Consider the following 16,668-nt stretch of genomic DNA (forward strand, 5'->3'; position numbering starts at 1 on the left):
AACACTCAGTAAATGAAAGGTAATGGAGAGTAAAGGAATGTGATGCGTAATGGGGGCAAATGGCCTAGGAATTAGCGCTCAGGGGTGATTAAGCATTTTGTACGGCTTGTCACATCATCATCACGGCGGACCGCATGGGACGTTGCGGCGCGGAAGACCCGCGATGGAACTGCGAGGAGAGGTGGGCGGATGATCGCCGCCACGAAGAGGATCGCCGGCGGCCTGGTCGCCACGGCGCTGGTGCTGGGCGCCGCCGGGTGCAGCACCTCGGGACCCGCCAAGCCCCCCTCCCCCGGGGGCCCGAACGGCAAGAAGGGCGCGGCGGCCCCGGAGGCCGCCCCGGGCAGCGTCAACCGGCTGATCGGCGACGGCTCGACCGCGTACACGGGCCGGCAGCCGAACGTCCAGAAGCCGCAGAAGCTGAAGCCCGGCGAGAAGCCGCCGCAGTTCGTGGTGTTCTCGTGGGACGGCGCCGGCGAGGACAGCCAGAAACTCTTCTCGCACTTCCGCGAGGTCGGCAAGGAGTACAACGCCCGGATGACGTACTTCCTCAGCGGTGTGTACATGCTCCCGGAGGAAAAACGTTCCCTCTACACGGCCCCGCAGCATGAGTCCGGCCGCTCCGACATCGGCTTCGGCGATCTCCAGGGCATCAAGGACACGGCCACCCAGGTCCGCGAGGCCTGGCTGGAAGGCAACGAGATCGGCACCCACTTCAACGGCCACTTCTGCGGCCCCGACGGCGGCGTCGGCACCTGGTCCGTGCCGGAGTGGAAGAGCGAGATCAACCAGGCCAAGTCCTTCGTCAAGAACTGGAAGACGAACACGCCGGGTCTCAAGGACATGGAGCCGCTCCCCTTCGACTACGAGAAGGAGCTCATCGGCGCCCGCACCCCCTGCCTCGAAGGCCAGAAGAACTTCATGCTGGCGGCCAAGGACATGGGCTTCCGCTACGACTCCAGCGGCATCAGCAAGCAGATCTGGCCGAAGAAGACGGACGGCCTCTGGGACGTCCCGCTCCAGCTGGTGCCCATGCCGGGCCGCGCCTTCGAGACCCTGAGCATGGACTACAACTACCTGGTCAACCAGTCCGGGACGACCACGCAGGGCGACCCCTCGCAGCACGAGTACTGGGGCGAGCAGATGCGCGAGGGCCTCCAGCAGGCCTTCGACCGGGTCTACCAGGGCAACCGCGCGCCGTTGATCATCGGCAACCACTTCGAGTCGTGGAACGGCGGCACCTACATGAGGGCCGTCGAGGACTCCATCAAGTCGATGTGCACCAAGAAGGAAGTCCGCTGCGTGCCGTTCCGCGAGCTGGCCGACTGGCTGGACGCCCAGGACCCGAAGGTCCTGGAGTGGATGCGCGGCCTCGATGTCGGCGAGGCGCCCAAGGAGGGCTGGCCGAAGTTCCTGACGGCGGGGCCGCCGGCCAAGCCGGCCGCCCCCGCGGTCAAGCCGGCTGCGGAGCCGGCCGAAGAGGGTTCGGGCGAGGACTGACGAGCTCCGAGGGCGGCGGCTCCGGGAGCTCCGGGGCCGCCGCCTCTCCGCCGGTGCCCTCCCGCAGCACGAAATCGGGGTCGACCTGGGCAGCCAGGTCGACCCCGGTCTTGGCGTTGCCCCAGCTCTGCGCGTTCCGCAGGTGGAAGTGGACCATCTGCTCGGTGTACCGCTCCCAGTCGCGGTGGGCGTACGAGTCGTCGGCCGCGTCCTGCAGGGCCTGGAGCGCGAGCCGGTTGCTCGCCTCCAGCAGCTCGAACGCCGCGGGGCGACCCTTCTCCATGGCACGCACCCAGTCGGAGTGCCCGACGGTGACGAGCAGGTCTTCCCCGACCTCGTCCTGGAGGAATTCGATGTCGTCCGTTCCCTGCACCTTGTTGCCGATGACCTTGAGCACCACCCCGAAGTCCCGGGCGTACTCCTTGTACTGGCGGTAGACGGAGATGCCCTTGCGGGTCGGTTCCGCGACCAGGAAGGTCACGTCGAAGCGGGTGAACATGCCCGAGGCGAAGGAGTCCGAGCCGGCGGTCATGTCGACCACCACGTACTCGTCGGGGCCGTCGACCAGGTGGTTGAGACACAGCTCCACCGCCCCGACCTTGGAGTGGTAGCAGGCGACCCCGAGGTCCGACTCCGTGAACGGCCCGGTGGCCATCAGCCGTACCGGCTCCCCGTCGAGCAGCACCGTGCGCGCGCAGGCCTCGTACACCGGGTTGTCCTCGGTGACCCGCAGCAGGCGCGATCCGGCGCCGGGCGGGGTGGTCTTGATCATCGTGTCGGCGCAGGAGATGCGCGGGTTGGAGCCCCGCAGGTACTCCTTGATCAGGGGCAGGTGCGCGCCCAGGGCGGGCAGCGCGGAAGCTTCCTCTTCGGCGAGTCCGAGGGCTGCGCCCAGGTGCTGGTTGATGTCGGCGTCCACCGCGACGACAGGGGCCTCATTGGCGGCGAGGTGGCGGATGAAGAGGGAGGACAGGGTCGTCTTGCCGCTGCCGCCCTTTCCTACGAAAGCGATCTTCATGTTCACAAAGAGTAGTCGCTCGGTCGCTTTCTGTGGTGCTTGTAAGTGAAGAAGACCACTCCAAGGAGGGGTCGGTGCTATGGACGTCCAGTGCGTAGGCTCCTTACTTATGAGTAGCGCTTCTGACCCGCTGGCCGCCCTGGGTTCGCTCCCGGGCGTCGCCGAATCCGTGGATTCCGTACGCAAGGCCGTGGACCGTGTCTACGGGCACCGGGTGATGCGCCGGCGCAGCGGGGAGATCACCTCGGAGGCCGCGCTGCGCGGGGCCCGCGGGAGCGCGGCACTGTCCGGGGCGGACTGGGCACTGGAGGAGGTGCGCCGCCGCACCGACTTCGGGGCGGAGGCGGAGTCGCGCACGGTGGGCGCGGCGCTGCGCCTCACGGCGGAAGCCGGGCAGCTGCTGAGCATCTGGCGCCAGTCGCCGCTGCGGGTGCTGGCGCGCCTGCACCTGGTGGCGTCGGGGTCGACAACCGACGGTGACGCGGTGGGCCGCCCGCGCCTGGCCGGCGAGCCGGTGGACGAACCCTTCGTCACCCTCCCGCTGCCGAGCGCCGAGGAGGTGGCGGGCCGGTTGGACGGCCTGTCCCGGCTGATCATCGCGGGCGGCTCGGCCCCGGCGCTGGTCACGTCGGCGGTGGTGCACGGCGAGCTGCTGGCGCTGCGCCCGTTCGGTTCGTACAACGGGCTGGTCGCGCGGGCGGCGGAGCGGATCGTGCTGATCAACAGCGGTCTGGACCCGAAGGCGATCTGCCCGGCGGAGGTCGGTCACGCGGAGCAGGGGCGGGAGGCGTACCTGGCGGCGTTCGAGGGCTACGTCTCCGGGACGGCCGAGGGGATGGCGGCCTGGATCGCGCACTGCGGCCGGGCGATCGAACTCGGTGTCCGCGAGTCGACGGCGGTCTGTGAGGCCCTGCAGCGCGGCGCGGCGTAACGACCCCCCACACACACACAGGGTTGCGGCGACACCGTCTTGCTCTGGTGTCGCCGCTGGCACTTACGCCCAGTTACCAAGCGTCCTCGATGGTTGCCCATCAGGTCGGGAACTTTGCCCGTTACCTGGTGCGGCTGGCCCGTAATCGACGGGTCGACGTCGCGTGGGTGCTCGGCGTTCATGCTTCGGTCCGTGGGCCTTACTGCGTTTTAAAGATGATCCTCTCGGATGTTCTTTGGTCTCGCGGGCCGTTGACTCCTTTGTACTCCGCTTGGGAGACAAGCGGAACCCCTACCCACTTTTTTTACTTTCCAGGACACCTCGGGGCGAACGGGACACCGCGCGTCCTCGCAGCTCAGCGGGGTCCGGAGCGGTCCGCGCCGACCCGCCCGGCGGAACCGGGCGGGTCGGCGGAGGGCGGTCATGGGTGTCGCCCGAAGGCCGGGCACGGATGTCGCCGGAAGCCGGTCAGACGGACGTCGTGACGGCGGCCAGGGCGCTCGCCCGGCGCCGGCTCGCGTACCAGACCAGCCCGGCGGTGGCCGCTGCCGCCCCCAAGGCCGCGGCGGCGACGAGCGCCGGCCGCGCGGGCATCGACAGCCCGGGCAGCCGCTGCTTCAACCGCACCGGCCGGTTGAACACCAGTACCGGCCACTCGCGAGCCACCGCTTCCTTGCGCAGCGCCCGGTCGGGGTTGACGGCGTGCGGGTGCCCGACCGCCTCCAGCATCGGGATGTCCGTCACCGAGTCGCTGTACGCGTAGCAGCGCGAGAGGTCGTACCCCTCGGACTCCGCGAGTTCGCGTACGGCCTCGGCCTTGGTGGGCCCGTACGCGTAGTACTCGACCTCGCCCGTGAAGCAGCCGTCCTCGCCGATGACCATGCGCGTGGCGACGACCCGGTCCGCGCCGAGCATCTCGCCGATCGGCTCGACGACTTCGGCTCCGGAGGTCGACACGATCACCACGTCGCGGCCGGCCGTGTGGTGGGCCTCGATGAGGGAGGCGGCCTCGTCGTAGATCAGCGGGTCGATGAGGTCGTGCAGCGTCTCGGCGACGATCTCCCGCACCTGCTGGACGTTCCACCCCTTGCAGAGGGAGGACAGGTACTCACGCATCCGTTCCATCTGATCGTGGTCGGCGCCGCCGACCAGGTAGATGAACTGGGTGTAGGCGGTGCGCAGCACGGCTCGGCGGTTGATCAGACCGCCGTGGTAGAAGGACTTGCTGAACGTCAGAGTGCTTGACTTCGCAATGACCGTCTTGTCCAGGTCGAAGAAGGCTGCGGTGCGGGGCGACGAGTGCGGCAAGGGCTGGATTTCCACGCCCCGAGCATATGCGCCCACCATTCGGCGTAAGGTGTGGCGCGTGGGTTTGCCTGAGAAGGCTCTCGGGTACACCATGGAAGTCACGGATCGTTCGCGACCGTGCTAACCCGGTCTGGCTCCTCCCCCCCCCGAGTCGGACCGTGGGGACGACCCCCGCTCTCCCCCCCGGCGGGGGTCGTCGCATGTCCGGACGCGGTTCGCGTCCCTGCCTTCGGCCCCAAGTGACCATTCCGCAGCCCTCCTTCTTCGGTGGGCCCTGCGTGGCGAAGGCCCTCACCCCTTCAGACTCGTGACGCTGTGTAGTTGTTCCGCCGCGCTCTGGAACTCACCGGTTGGGGTGACGGAGTTATTCACAGGGCTCGTGTTGTCCACAGTTTTCGGGCAAGATCCACTTCCTTTTCCGGATCGCTGCACGGTGATTCCAGCCGCGAAGTCCGCGGCGGCTGGATTTGCAGTGAGAAGGGGGCGGAGATCGTGGCTGGATCGAAGTCGTGTGAAGTGTCGGAGCGCGTGGAAGCAGGCGGAATCAGGCCATTGGGCGCTCCGGGCGGGCCCGGGTTCGTCGGTGGACGGCCGCTGATCATCACCGAGGACCCCCTCCTGCTCGACGATCTGCTGCGGCTGTGCGCGGCCGCGGGCGCCGAGCCGCATGTGCACCATGCGGTGCCCGAGCAAAGCGGAGGCGGTCGTGACGGAAGCGGCGGGCGCGGCGCGGGGAGTTCCGGCGTGGCGATGGAGGCGGGCCGTTACGGCGTGGCGGTGGCGGCGGGCGGGGGCGTCGGCTGGGAGTCCGCGCCGCTCGTGCTCGTCGGGGACGACGCCGCACGCCGGGTGCGCGGGGCTCCGCGCCGGGGCGGGGTGCTGATCGTCGGCAGGGACTCGGACGATCCCCTCGTGTGGCAGCGGGCGGTGGAGATCGGCGCCGAGGAGGTGCTCCGGCTCCCCGATGCCGAGAGCCGGCTCGTCGACCGCATCGCCGATGTGGTGGAGGGGGCCGGGAAACCCGCCCTCGCCGTCGGGGTGATCGGGGGGAGCGGCGGAGCCGGAGCTTCCACCCTGGCGTGCGCACTCGCCCTCCGGGCCGCCCGCGCGGGGGAGCGGACCATCCTGGTCGACGGGGACCCGCTCGGCGGCGGCATGGACGTGCTGCTCGGCGGCGAGAGCGCCGAGGGGCTGCGCTGGCCGGACTTCGCCGGCTCGCGGGGCCGGGTGGGCGCCGGCGCGCTGGAGGAGTCCCTGCCGGAGCTGCACGCCCTGCGGGTGCTCAGCTGGGACCGCGGGGACCGGGTGCTGGTGCCGCCGGCGGCGATGCGCTCGGTACTGGCCGCCGCGCGCCGCCGGGGCGGGGTGGTGGTGGTCGACCTGCCCCGGCGGGTGGACGAAGCCGTGGCCGAGGCGCTGGCGCAGCTGGACCTGGTGCTGATGGTGGTGCCGGGCGAGTTGCGGGCGGTGGCTGCCGCGGGGCGGGTCGCGGCCGGGGTGCGGATGGTGGCCCGGGACGTCCGCGTGGTCGTACGGGGCCGCTGTCCGGGCGGGCTCGACGCCGAAGCGGTGGCCGGGCTGCTCGGGGTGCCGCTGGCCGGCGAGGTGCCGGTCGAGGTGGGGCTCCCGGGGCGGGTCGCCGAGGGGGAACCACCGGGCGGGCACGGGCGGGGCGCGCTGGCCCGGTTCTGTGACGGCTTCTGGCGGCGGGCACTCGGTCCTGTCCAGGGGGTGACGGCATGAGCGCCGTACTCCTGGATGCGGTGCGGCAGCGGCTCGCGGAGAGCGGCGCGGAGCCGACCCCGGCCCGGGTGGCGGCCGCCCTGCGGGCACAGGGCCGGCTGCTCGGGGACGCGGAAGTCCTTGGTGTGGCAGCCGAGTTGCGGTCCGAACTGGTCGGCGCCGGCCCGCTGGAGGCGTTGCTCGCCGACCCGGAGGTCACCGATGTCCTGGTGGCCGCCCCGGACCGGGTGTGGGTGGACCGCGGAGGCGGACTGGAGCTGACCGGGGTGACCTTCAGGGACACCGAGGCCGTGCGCAGGCTCGCCCAGCGGCTGGCCGCCGTCGCCGGCCGGCGCCTGGACGACGCCCGGCCCTGGGTGGACGCCCGGATGCCGGACGGCACCAGGCTGCACGCCGTGCTGCCGCCGGTGGCGGTCGGCTCGGCCTGCCTGTCGCTGCGGGTGGTGAGGCCGAGGGCGTTCACGCTGGACGAGCTGGTCGAGGCGGGCACGCTGCCGCCCGGCGGGCAGCGGCTGCTGCGGGACATGATCGAGGCCCGGCTGTCGTTCCTCGTCTCCGGCGGGACCGGCACCGGCAAGACCACCCTCCTCAGTGCCCTGTTGGGGCTGGTCGGCCCCGGTGAGCGGATCGTCCTGGCGGAGGATTCCGCGGAGCTGCGCCCCGACCATCCGCATGTGGTGCGACTGGAGACCCGACCGGCCAATCAGGAGGGGGCTGGTTTGGTCACCCTGGCGGATCTGGTCCGACAGGCGCTGCGGATGCGCCCGGACCGGCTGGTCGTCGGTGAGGTCCGGGGCGCCGAAGTCGCGGATCTCCTGGCGGCTTTGAACACGGGCCACGAAGGCGGCTGTGGCACGGTCCATGCCAATGCCGCAGCCCACGTGCCGGCTCGACTGGAGGCGCTCGGGACGTCCGCCGGGCTCGATCGGGCCGCCCTGCACAGCCAGTTGGCGGCCGCGCTGACCCTGGTGGTCCATCTGGTCCGGGACCGGGCCGGGCGGCGTCGGGTGGCCGAGGTGCACGTCCTGGAGCGGGACGCCGCCGGCCTGGTGGTCACCGTGCCGGCGCTTCGCTGGTCCGCCCGGGGCTTCGCACGGGAGTCGGGCTGGGAGCAGCTGCGTCCGCTGCTGCGGGGTGCACGGTGAACGGGGTGGCCGCGGTGCCGGTGCCGGTGCCGCTTTTCGCGGGGGTGCTGTGCGCGGGGACGGCCGCCTGGGCCCTGGCCGGGGGAGACCGGGTGTCCCGGCGGGCCCGGGTGGTGCTCGCCGGGGGCCGGCCCCTGCTGCCCCGAGGCCCGAGGCGCCGGGAGCGGCTGGTGATCGCGGTGCGGGTACGTGCCGCGCGGTGGCGGGAGTGGTGCTGCCTCGGGATCGGGCTCGTGGTCGCCTTGCTCGGCGGGTCGCTGATCCCGCTGGCGGCGGGCGCGGCGGCGGTGCCGATCGTGCGGCGGTGGCTACGGGGCCGGCGCGGGGAGCGGGCGCGAGCAGCCCGGGCCGCCGGGGTGATCGCGCTGTGCGGAGCGGCGGTGGGCGAGCTGCGGGCGGGGGCCCAGCCCGGGCAGGCGCTGATGGCGGCGATACGGCGGACGGCTACAGACCCCGGCGGCCCGGGTGCGAACGAGGCGGCGGTGCTGGCCGCCGCGGCGTTCGGCGGGGACGTCCCCGCGGCGCTGCGGCAGGCGGCGCGGGAGCCCGGCGCGGCAGGGCTGGCCGGGATGGCCGCCTGCTGGTCGATCTCCGTGGACGGGGGCGCGGGGCTGGCCGCCGGACTGGACCGGCTGGAAGGGGCGTTGCGGGCCGAGCGGGACCGGCAGGAGTCGCTGCGGGCCCAGTTGGCGGGGGCGAGGTCGACGACCGTGGTGTTGGCCCTGCTGCCGCTGGTCGGTCTGCTGATCGGCACCGGGCTCGGGGCGGATCCGCTCCGCGTGCTGCTGCACACCCCGGTCGGGTGGGGCTGTCTGCTGGCGGGCGGGGTGCTGGAGGCGCTGGGACTGCTGTGGTGCCGGCGGATCGTACGGGCGGGTGAGCGGTGATGGGCGCTCTCGTGGTCCACAGGCTGGGGATGGCGGTGTGCCTCGCGGCGGCGGCGGTGTGCACGGCCTCGGCGGTGGCGGCGCGGGTCCGGGCTCGGGCGGCCCGGCGCAGGATCGCGGCGCTGCTGTCAGCGGAACCGGAGCGGCGGGCGCGGGCGCTCGGATCCGGGTTGCTGGCGGTGGTGAAGGCGTGGGCCGGCCCGGCCGGGGCGCTGTTGGCGACCTGGGTGCTGGTCGGCGGTGCGCCGGGCGTACTGGCCGGCTGCGGGGCGGCGGTCGGGGTGTGGCGCTGGCTGCGGCGGGCACGACCGTCGGCCGGGGTGTATCCGCAGGAGGCGGAGCGTCAGTTGCCGTTCGCCGCCGACCTGTTGGCGGCCTGCCTGGCGGCCGGTGCGGCGCCGGTGGAGGCCGCTGAGGTGGTCGGTGAATCGCTGGGCGGCCCGGTGGGCGAACGGTTGGCGCTGGCCGGGGCGGAGCTGCGGCTCGGCGGCGAACCGGGGGCGGCGTGGGGGAGGTTGGCGGAGATACCGGGCGCCAGGGCGCTCGCGGAATGCCTGGAGCGGGCAGCCCGGACGGGTGCTCCGGCCGCGGAGCCGGTCTCCCGGCTGGCGACGGCCCTGCGCGAGGACCGGGTCCGTCAGGCGGGCGCCCGGGCGCAGCGGGCGGCGGTGCTCGTCACCGCTCCGGTGGGGCTGTGTTTCCTCCCCGCGTTTCTCGCGGTCGGAGTGGCCCCGGTGGTGATCGGAATGGCTTCCGGGCTCCTCTCCGCCACCTGACGTCACAACAGAAACTCTGGCCTCAAGTCAGCGACTGAAATCAAAACTGAGATCACGTCAATAATACGAATCAACGGGAGGCAGTCATGAGGATCATCTGGTTTCGTGTGCGGTCGGCGCTGAGTGGCCGCGCCAACGACGCGGGCATGTCCACTTCCGAATACGCCATGGGCACGATCGCGGCGTGTGCATTCGCGGCCGTTCTGTACAAGGTGGTGACGAGTGACGTGGTCTCCACGGCACTTCAGTCGACCATCGGGAAGGCGCTCGATGTGCCCTTCTGAGGAAAAGCGCCGCGGGCCGGGCGACCGGGGATACGTGACGGCGGAGGCCGCCCTGGTGATCCCCGCGCTCGTGCTCTTCGCGACCCTGCTGGTGTGGGCGCTGATGGCGGCGGCCGCGCAGATCCGGTGTGTGGACGCGGCGAGGGCCGGCGCCCGGGCGGCGGCCCGGTCGGAGCCGCCGGGCGTGGCGGAGGCGGCGGCCCGGGCGGCCGCCCCGCCGGGGGCGGAAGTGGGGCTGGAGCGCAACGGGGACCTGTGGCGGGTCCGGGTGGCGGCGCCGGCGCCCGGCCCGGGCGGGCTGCCGGTGCGGCTCGGGGCGCAGGCGGTGGCTCTGGCGGAGGACGCGGTGGGGCCGCCGCCATGAGCCGGGACCGGGGTTCGGCAACGGTGTGGGCGGCGCTGGTGGCGACCGTGCTCGGAGCGGTGTTCGGAGGGGTGCTGCTGCTCGGCCAAGCCGTCGTGGCCCGTCACCGGGCGGCGGCGGCCGCCGACCTGGCTTCCCTCGCGGCGGCCGCCACCTGGACCCACGGCCCGGAGGCCGCCTGTACCGCGGCCCGCCGGGTCGCAGCGGCACAGGGCGCGGCCGTGACCGCCTGCAGCGTCGGGGGCGAGGTGGCCGAGGTGACGGCCCGACCCGCGACGGGCCCCTTCACACCGACGATCAGAGCCCGTGCGGGGCCGCCACTGCCCGCCTCCGGCTGACCCGGGCGCCGCTGCCCGCCTCCGGCTGACCCGGGCGGGCGCGCCGCCGCCTGCCTTCGGCTGACCCGGGCGGGCCCGCCGGGGCCTGTCGCCCGTTGAACGGCCCGTGACCGCCGGCGCTTGCCGTCCACGGACCCGGGCGGGTGCGCCCCTGAGCGTCCTGCCCGCCGCAGGCAGGCCCGGCTGCGGACCGGCGGTCGGCCCTCAGGGTGGTGGGGCCTGGGCGAGGAGGCGGGTGAGGAGGCGGATCGCGCCGCGCTTGTGGAGCGGGTCGTTGCCGTTGCCGCACTTGGGGGACTGGATGCAGGAGGGGCATCCGGACTCGCATTCGCAGGCGGCGATCGCGTCGCGGGTCGCCGTCAGCCAGGCGCGGGCCGTGTGGAAGGCGCGCTCCGCGAAGCCGGCGCCACCCGGGTGGCCGTCGTAGACGAACACGGTGGGGAGGAGGGTGTCGGGATGCAGCGGGACGGAGACCCCGCCGATGTCCCAGCGGTCGCAGGTGGCGAACAGCGGGAGCAGGCCGATGGAGGCGTGCTCGGCGGCGTGCAGGGCCCCGCCGAGGATCTCCGGGTTGATCCGGGCCTCGTCGAGCTGGTCCTCGGTCACGGTCCACCACACGGCACGGGTGCGCAGGGTGCGGGGCGGCAGGTCCAGCTTGGCTTCGCCGAGCACCTCGCCGGTGATCAATTTGCGGCGCAGGTACGAGACGACCTGGTTGGTCACCTCGACCGAGCCGAAGCAGAGCCGGGCCGGACCCCAGGGGATCTCGGTCTCGGTCTCCAGGACGGAGATGGAGGTGGTGTCGCGGGCGGTGGTCGAGAACGGCGGGCTGGCCTCCTCGACCAGCGCGACCGAATCCTCCAGGTCCAGCCGCTTCACCAGATAGGTGCGGCCCTGGTGGAGGTGGACGGCCCCCTCGTGGACGGCGGTGTGGGCCGCGGCCTCGTCGACGGTGCCCAGCAGGCGCCCGGTGGCCGCCTCGACGATCTGTACGGGGGAGCCGCCCCCGCCGCGGATGTCGGTCAGGTCCGAGGCCCGCTCCCGGCGGGTCCAGTGCCAGGCCGTGGCCCGGCGCCTGAGCAGTTTCGCCGCCACCAGCTGCGGGACCAGCTCTGCGGCCGCCGGGCCGAACAGGGCGAGGTCCGCCTCCGTCAGGGGGATCTCGGCGGCGGCCGCGCACAGGTGCGGAGCCAGGACGTACGGGTTGTCCGGGTCCAGGACCGTGGCTTCCACCGGTTGGCGGAACAGGGCCTCCGGATGGTGGACCAGGTACGTGTCGAGCGGGTCGTCGCGGGCGATCAGCACAGCCAGGGCGCCCTGCCCCGAGCGCCCGGCCCGGCCCGCCTGCTGCCACAGGGAGGCCCTGGTGCCCGGATACCCGGTGATCAGGACGGCGTCCAGGCCAGAGACGTCCACGCCGAGCTCCAGGGCGGTGGTGGCGGCCAGGCCGAGCAGTTCGCCGGAGTGCAGGGCCCGCTCCAGGGCCCGGCGCTCCTCGGGCAGGTAGCCGCCCCGGTAGGCCGCGACCCGCCGGGGCAGGGACCGGTCCACCTCGGCGAGCCGCTCCTGGGCGATCACCGCGATCAGCTCCGCTCCGCGTCGGGAGCGCACGAAGGCGACCGTACGGACCCCCTGGACGACCAGGTCGGCCAGCAGCTCGGCGGTCTCGGCCGTCGCGGTGCGGCGTACCGGCGCGCCCTTCTCGCCCCGCAGCTCGGTCAGCAGCGGCGGCTCCCACAGGGCGAAGACCACCTCGCCGCGCGGAGAGGCGTCGTCGGTGACCTCGATGATCGGGACGCCCGTCAGCCGGGACGCTGCGGCCGCCGGGTCGCTCGCGGTGGCGGAGGCCAGCAGGAACACCGGATCGGCGCCGTAGCGGGCGCACAGCCGCCGTAGCCGGCGCAGCACCTGGGCCACGTGGGAGCCGAATACGCCCCGGTAGGTGTGGCACTCGTCGATGACCACGTAGCGCAGCGCGCGCAGGAAGGAGGACCAGCGGGGATGGGCGGGCAGGATCCCCCGGTGCAGCATGTCGGGGTTGGTGAGGACGTAGTTCGCGTACTGGCGCACCCATTCGCGTTCTTCCACCGGCGTGTCGCCGTCGTAGACGGCGGGCCGGACCGCGTTGCCCAGGGGCGCGGCGAGCGAGCGCACGGCGCGCCGCTGGTCGGCCGCGAGGGCCTTGGTCGGGGCCAGGTAGAGCGCGGTCGCGCCGCGGCCGTTCGGGGCCTCGGCGCCGTCCGCAAGGGCGGAGAGGACGGGCGCGAGGTAGGCCAGAGACTTGCCCGAGGCGGTGCCGGTGGCGACGACCACCGACTCGCCGTCCAGGGCGTGCTCGGCGGCCGTGGCCTGATGTTCCCACGGATGTTCGATGCCCGAGGCCCGAATCGCCGCTACGACATCCGTTCGGATGCGGTCGGGCCAGACTGCATGACGGCCCTCCCGAGGGGGCAAGTGCTCCGTATGGGTGATGCGCGCAGGTCGGGAAGGCCCCCGTGAGAGCCGGTCCAGGACCGTGCCGGGAGTGGGTCGTGGGTCCTCGGGTGCCGTGGGCCGACCGGGACGGTGAGTATTGGCCATTGGAACCGAGTGTGTCACCGGCGTGCGGGACAATGGTCCGAAGGCGTCGTGCGCGCCTGCCGGTAAGTGATTGAATGCCATCGCGGTAGCCAATCCCTCCCCTGCCTACGGGTGGGGAGGCCCCTGGGGGGCGCCGCTCGATAGCAAGGTGCTGGAGGATCCGTGGACCTGTCCCTGTCGACTCGCACTGTCGGCGACCGCACGGTCGTGGAGGTCGGTGGCGAGATTGATGTGTATACCGCGCCCAAGCTGCGCGAGCAGTTGGTCGAGTTGGTGAACGACGGCAGCTACCACCTGGTTGTCGACATGGAGCGAGTGGACTTCCTCGACTCCACCGGCCTTGGTGTGCTCGTGGGAGGTCTCAAGCGCGTCCGTGCGCACGAGGGCTCGCTGCGTCTGGTCTGCAACCAGGAGCGCATCCTGAAGATCTTCCGCATCACCGGTCTGACGAAGGTGTTCCCGATCCACACGACGGTGGAAGACGCCGTCGCCGCCACCGACTGACGGCCTCACCCTCTGGGGCGCCGCGAGGCGCCGCGGGGGGAGCTGAAGAGGAGCAGGAGCGGGGGCGCGGGCCGAAGCGGTCCGGGCCCCTGTAAGGCACGCCCGTAGTCCGAGGGGGACGCGCATGGCCACCGTTGAACTGCGCTTCAGCGCCCAGCCCGAACACGTCCGGACGGCCCGCCTCGTCGCGGCGGCCGTGGCGCGGCGGGCCGGCGTGGACGAAGCCGTGCTCGACGAGGTCCGCCTCGCCGTGGGCGAAGCCTGCTCGCGCGCCGTCGGCCTGCACCTCAGCAACGGGCTGACCGCGCCCGTCCGGGTGGTCCTGACCGAGGAGGAGAAGCTGTTCTCCATCGAGGTCGGTGACGAGGTGCCCGGACCGGCCGGTGGCCCGGAGGGCGCCGTGCCCGGCTTGGACGCCGCCCTGGACCCGGACACCGAAACCGAGGACGAGATGGGTCTCGCGGTGATCAGCGGGCTCGTCGACGACGTCGAGGTGACGAGCGGGGAGGCAGGCGGGACCATCCGGATGAGCTGGCCCGTGTCCGGCGCGCCCGATCTTCCGTAGTCCGGCGGTCCCACAGCCCCGCGAAACCGCGGTCCGGAGACTTTTCCGATCTTAATCAAGGCCCTGCTGAGCAGGGCCTTTTTTCATACCCGTGCAGCATTTTCTAGATCGCTGATCGGCCGTCAATGCCTTTGTCCCATTACTTCTTTCGGGGGGTAATGGAGTGACGCGATCTATTGCTGAGGAGCAAGAGCAGGCCAATTCCGTTTCCTGCGTACTGTTTTGATCGGGAAGAGCTCCCTACAATCCGTCCACATCTTGAGCTCATCACGTCAAGGAGGACGAATGACGGGGCTCTTCACCCCCAACGCGCCGATCGGGAACTCCGATCTGGCAGCCGCAGTACTCACCGATGAAAATCGGCTCATCGTCATGGTGATCGCGGCCGTGGCACTTGCCGCACTCGTCGTCGCGCAGATCCTGGTCCGCCAGGTCCTCGCCGCCGACGAGGGAACCGACAGCATGAAGGAAATCGCCGCCGCCGTCCAGGAAGGCGCCAACGCCTACCTCGGCCGGCAGTTGCGCACCCTCGGGATCTTCGCCGTCGTCGTGTTCTTCCTGCTCTTCCTGCTCCCCGCCGACGACTGGACGCAGCGGGCGGGACGTTCCGCCTTCTTCCTCGTGGGCGCCCTCTTCTCGGCGGCCACCGGCTACATCGGCATGCGGCTCGCGGTCCGCGCCAACGTCCGCGTCGCCGCCGCAGCACGCGAGGCCACCCCGGCCGAGGGCGAGGCCGCCAAGGACCTGACCGAGGTCTCCCACAAGGCCATGCGGATCGCCTTCCGCACCGGTGGCGTCGTCGGCATGTTCACCGTCGGCCTCGGCCTGCTCGGCGCCTCCTGCGTCGTCCTGGTCTACGCCGCCGACGCCCCCAAGGTCCTGGAGGGCTTCGGGCTCGGCGCCGCCCTGATCGCGATGTTCATGCGCGTCGGCGGCGGCATCTTCACCAAGGCCGCCGACGTCGGCGCCGACCTGGTCGGCAAGGTCGAGCAGGGCATTCCGGAGGACGACCCGCGCAATGCCGCGACCATCGCCGACAATGTGGGCGACAACGTCGGCGACTGCGCCGGTATGGCGGCCGACCTCTTCGAGTCGTACGCCGTCACCCTCGTGGCCGCGCTCATCCTCGGCAAGGCCGCCTTCGGCGACCTGGGCCTGGCATTCCCGCTGATCGTCCCCGCGATCGGCGTCGTCACCGCCATGATCGGCATCTTCGCGGTCTCCCCGCGCCGTTCCGACCGCAGCGGAATGACCGCCATCAACCGCGGCTTCTTCATCTCCGCCGTGATCTCGCTGGTCCTGGTCGGCATCGCCGTCTTCGCCTACCTGCCGGCCAGCTACAAGGACCTCGTCGGCGTCGAGAACGCCTCGATCACCAACCACTCCGGTGACCCGCGCATCCTGGCCCTCGTCGCCGTCGCGATCGGCATCCTGCTCGCGGCCCTGATCCAGCAGCTGACCGGCTACTTCACCGAGACCAACCGCCGTCCCGTCCGGGACATCGGCAAGTCCTCCCTGACCGGCGCGGCCACCGTTGTCCTCGCCGGTATCTCCGTCGGCCTGGAGTCCGCCGTCTACACGGCGCTGCTCATCGGCCTCGGCGTGTACGGGGCGTTCCTGCTCGGCGGTACGTCGATCATGCTGGCGCTCTTCGCGGTGGCCCTGGCCGGCACCGGTCTGCTCACCACCGTCGGCGTCATCGTCGCCATGGACACCTTCGGGCCCGTCTCCGACAACGCCCAGGGCATCGCCGAGATGTCCGGCGACGTCGAGGGCGCCGGTGCGCAGGTCCTGACCGACCTGGACGCCGTCGGCAACACCACCAAGGCCATCACCAAGGGCATCGCGATCGCCACCGCCGTGCTCGCCGCGGCCGCGCTGTTCGGCTCGTACAGCGACGCCATCGCGGGCGCGATCAAGCAGGTCGGGGCCAAGGCGGGCGAGATGAACCTCAGCCTGGACATCGCCCAGCCCAACAACCTCGTCGGCCTGATCCTGGGCGCCGCGGTCGTGTTCCTGTTCTCCGGCCTCGCCATCAACGCCGTCTCCCGCTCCGCGGGCGCCGTCGTCTACGAGGTGCGCCGCCAGTTCCGCGAGCACCCCGGGATCATGGACTACTCCGAGAAGCCCGAGTACGGGCGCGTCGTGGACATCTGCACCAAGGACGCGCTGCGCGAACTCGCCACGCCCGGCCTGCTCGCCGTCCTGACCCCGATCGCGGTCGGGTTCTCGCTCGGCGTCGGTGCGCTCGGCTCGTTCCTCGCGGGCGCCATCGGAACCGGCACCCTGATGGCGGTCTTCCTCGCCAACTCCGGTGGTGCGTGGGACAACGCGAAGAAGCTCGTCGAGGACGGCCACCACGGCGGCAAGGGCAGCGAGGCCCACGCCGCGACCGTCATCGGCGACACGGTCGGCGACCCGTTCAAGGACACGGCGGGTCCCGCGATCAACCCGCTGCTCAAGGTCATGAACCTGGTGGCCCTGCTGATCGCCCCGGCGGTCGTGCAGTTCAGCTACGGCGCGGACGCGAGCGCGACCGTCCGTGCGATCGTCGCGGTCCTCGCCATCGCCGTCATCATCACCGCGGTGTACATCTCCAAGCGCCGCGGCATCGCGGTCGGGGACGAGGACGAGGGCGAGGGGGCGTCCGCCGAGCGGGTCTCCCAGCAGGCCGATCCCGCGGTGGTTTCCTGACCTCAGGGGCGACCCTGGGCGGGGCCGGAGG

Annotated in this window: 15 protein-coding genes; 12 read left to right on the plus strand and 3 right to left on the minus strand. The window is 72.0% G+C overall.

Annotated elements, in window-relative coordinates; translation table 11 throughout:
* The first annotated feature begins 189 nt into the window (after window positions 1–189).
* Window positions 190–1,500, plus strand: coding sequence for a hypothetical protein (locus OG974_RS23255; protein ID WP_327284600.1), 1,311 nt, complete (start codon window positions 190–192; stop codon window positions 1,498–1,500).
* Here the strand turns inward: OG974_RS23255 and OG974_RS23260 are convergent.
* Window positions 1,454–2,518, minus strand: a complete 1,065-nt coding sequence (locus OG974_RS23260) for an ATP-binding protein (protein ID WP_327284601.1) — start codon at window positions 2,516–2,518, stop codon at window positions 1,454–1,456. The two genes, OG974_RS23255 and OG974_RS23260, sit on opposite strands and share 47 nt — an antisense overlap.
* A 109-nt stretch (window positions 2,519–2,627) precedes the next feature.
* On the opposite strand from OG974_RS23260, the gene OG974_RS23265 reads away from it, so the two are divergent.
* Window positions 2,628–3,449, plus strand: a complete 822-nt coding sequence (locus tag OG974_RS23265) for an oxidoreductase (RefSeq protein WP_327284602.1) — start codon at window positions 2,628–2,630, stop codon at window positions 3,447–3,449.
* A 468-nt stretch (window positions 3,450–3,917) separates the two neighbouring features.
* Here the strand turns inward: OG974_RS23265 and OG974_RS23270 are convergent, their stop codons facing one another.
* Complete coding sequence (locus OG974_RS23270; protein WP_371644318.1) at window positions 3,918–4,796, minus strand: HAD family hydrolase; 879 nt, start codon at window positions 4,794–4,796, stop codon at window positions 3,918–3,920.
* 489 nt (window positions 4,797–5,285) lie between these two features.
* Between OG974_RS23270 and ssd the strand changes: the two genes are divergently transcribed.
* The 7 genes from ssd to OG974_RS23305 all read left to right on the plus strand — a co-directional run bounded on the left by ssd (window position 5,286) and on the right by OG974_RS23305 (window position 10,294).
* Window positions 5,286–6,500: a septum site-determining protein Ssd gene (gene ssd, locus OG974_RS23275; protein WP_371644320.1), complete on the plus strand. Its 1,215-nt coding sequence runs from the start codon at window positions 5,286–5,288 to the stop codon at window positions 6,498–6,500.
* Entirely contained in the window at window positions 6,497–7,645 is a 1,149-nt protein-coding gene (locus OG974_RS23280) for a TadA family conjugal transfer-associated ATPase (RefSeq protein ID WP_327284603.1), read from the plus strand. The genes ssd and OG974_RS23280 overlap by 4 nt, the downstream gene beginning before the upstream one ends.
* Window positions 7,646–7,650: 5 nt before the next feature.
* On the plus strand, window positions 7,651–8,532 hold the full coding sequence (locus tag OG974_RS23285) for a type II secretion system F family protein (RefSeq protein WP_329314195.1): 882 nt from the start codon (window positions 7,651–7,653) through the stop codon (window positions 8,530–8,532).
* Entirely contained in the window at window positions 8,532–9,308 is a 777-nt protein-coding gene (locus OG974_RS23290; RefSeq protein ID WP_371644323.1) for a type II secretion system F family protein, read from the plus strand. Before OG974_RS23285 ends, OG974_RS23290 begins: the two co-directional genes overlap by 1 nt.
* A gap of 86 nt (window positions 9,309–9,394) precedes the next feature.
* Entirely contained in the window at window positions 9,395–9,592 is a 198-nt protein-coding gene (locus OG974_RS23295; protein ID WP_327284606.1) for a DUF4244 domain-containing protein, read from the plus strand.
* Window positions 9,579–9,956: a TadE family type IV pilus minor pilin gene (locus OG974_RS23300; protein WP_327284607.1), complete on the plus strand. Its 378-nt coding sequence runs from the start codon at window positions 9,579–9,581 to the stop codon at window positions 9,954–9,956. The genes OG974_RS23295 and OG974_RS23300 overlap by 14 nt, the downstream gene beginning before the upstream one ends.
* Window positions 9,953–10,294, plus strand: a complete 342-nt coding sequence (locus OG974_RS23305; protein ID WP_328763308.1) for an Rv3654c family TadE-like protein — start codon at window positions 9,953–9,955, stop codon at window positions 10,292–10,294. The genes OG974_RS23300 and OG974_RS23305 overlap by 4 nt, the downstream gene beginning before the upstream one ends.
* A 204-nt stretch (window positions 10,295–10,498) precedes the next feature.
* Here OG974_RS23305 and OG974_RS23310 read toward each other — a convergent pair whose 3' ends face one another.
* The gene (locus OG974_RS23310; RefSeq protein WP_371644325.1) at window positions 10,499–12,955 is read right to left on the minus strand and encodes a DEAD/DEAH box helicase; all 2,457 of its coding nucleotides are present in this window, start codon (window positions 12,953–12,955) and stop codon (window positions 10,499–10,501) included.
* 81 nt (window positions 12,956–13,036) lie between these two features.
* On the opposite strand from OG974_RS23310, the gene bldG reads away from it, so the two are divergent.
* The 3 genes from bldG (at window position 13,037) to OG974_RS23325 (ending at window position 16,637) form a co-directional block, all read left to right on the plus strand.
* Complete coding sequence (bldG, locus tag OG974_RS23315; RefSeq protein ID WP_030152678.1) at window positions 13,037–13,378, plus strand: anti-sigma factor antagonist BldG; 342 nt, start codon at window positions 13,037–13,039, stop codon at window positions 13,376–13,378.
* Between the two features lie 124 nt (window positions 13,379–13,502).
* The gene (locus OG974_RS23320; RefSeq protein WP_328763309.1) at window positions 13,503–13,943 is read left to right on the plus strand and encodes an ATP-binding protein; all 441 of its coding nucleotides are present in this window, start codon (window positions 13,503–13,505) and stop codon (window positions 13,941–13,943) included.
* Window positions 13,944–14,228: 285 nt separating this feature from the next.
* Window positions 14,229–16,637 carry a sodium-translocating pyrophosphatase gene (locus OG974_RS23325; RefSeq protein ID WP_327284611.1) on the plus strand — a complete coding sequence of 803 codons (2,409 nt, stop codon included), beginning with the start codon at window positions 14,229–14,231 and terminating at the stop codon, window positions 16,635–16,637.
* Window positions 16,638–16,668: the final 31 nt, after the last annotated feature.

The organism is Streptomyces sp. NBC_00597 (genome assembly GCF_041431095.1).
GTDB lineage: Bacteria > Actinomycetota > Actinomycetes > Streptomycetales > Streptomycetaceae > Streptomyces.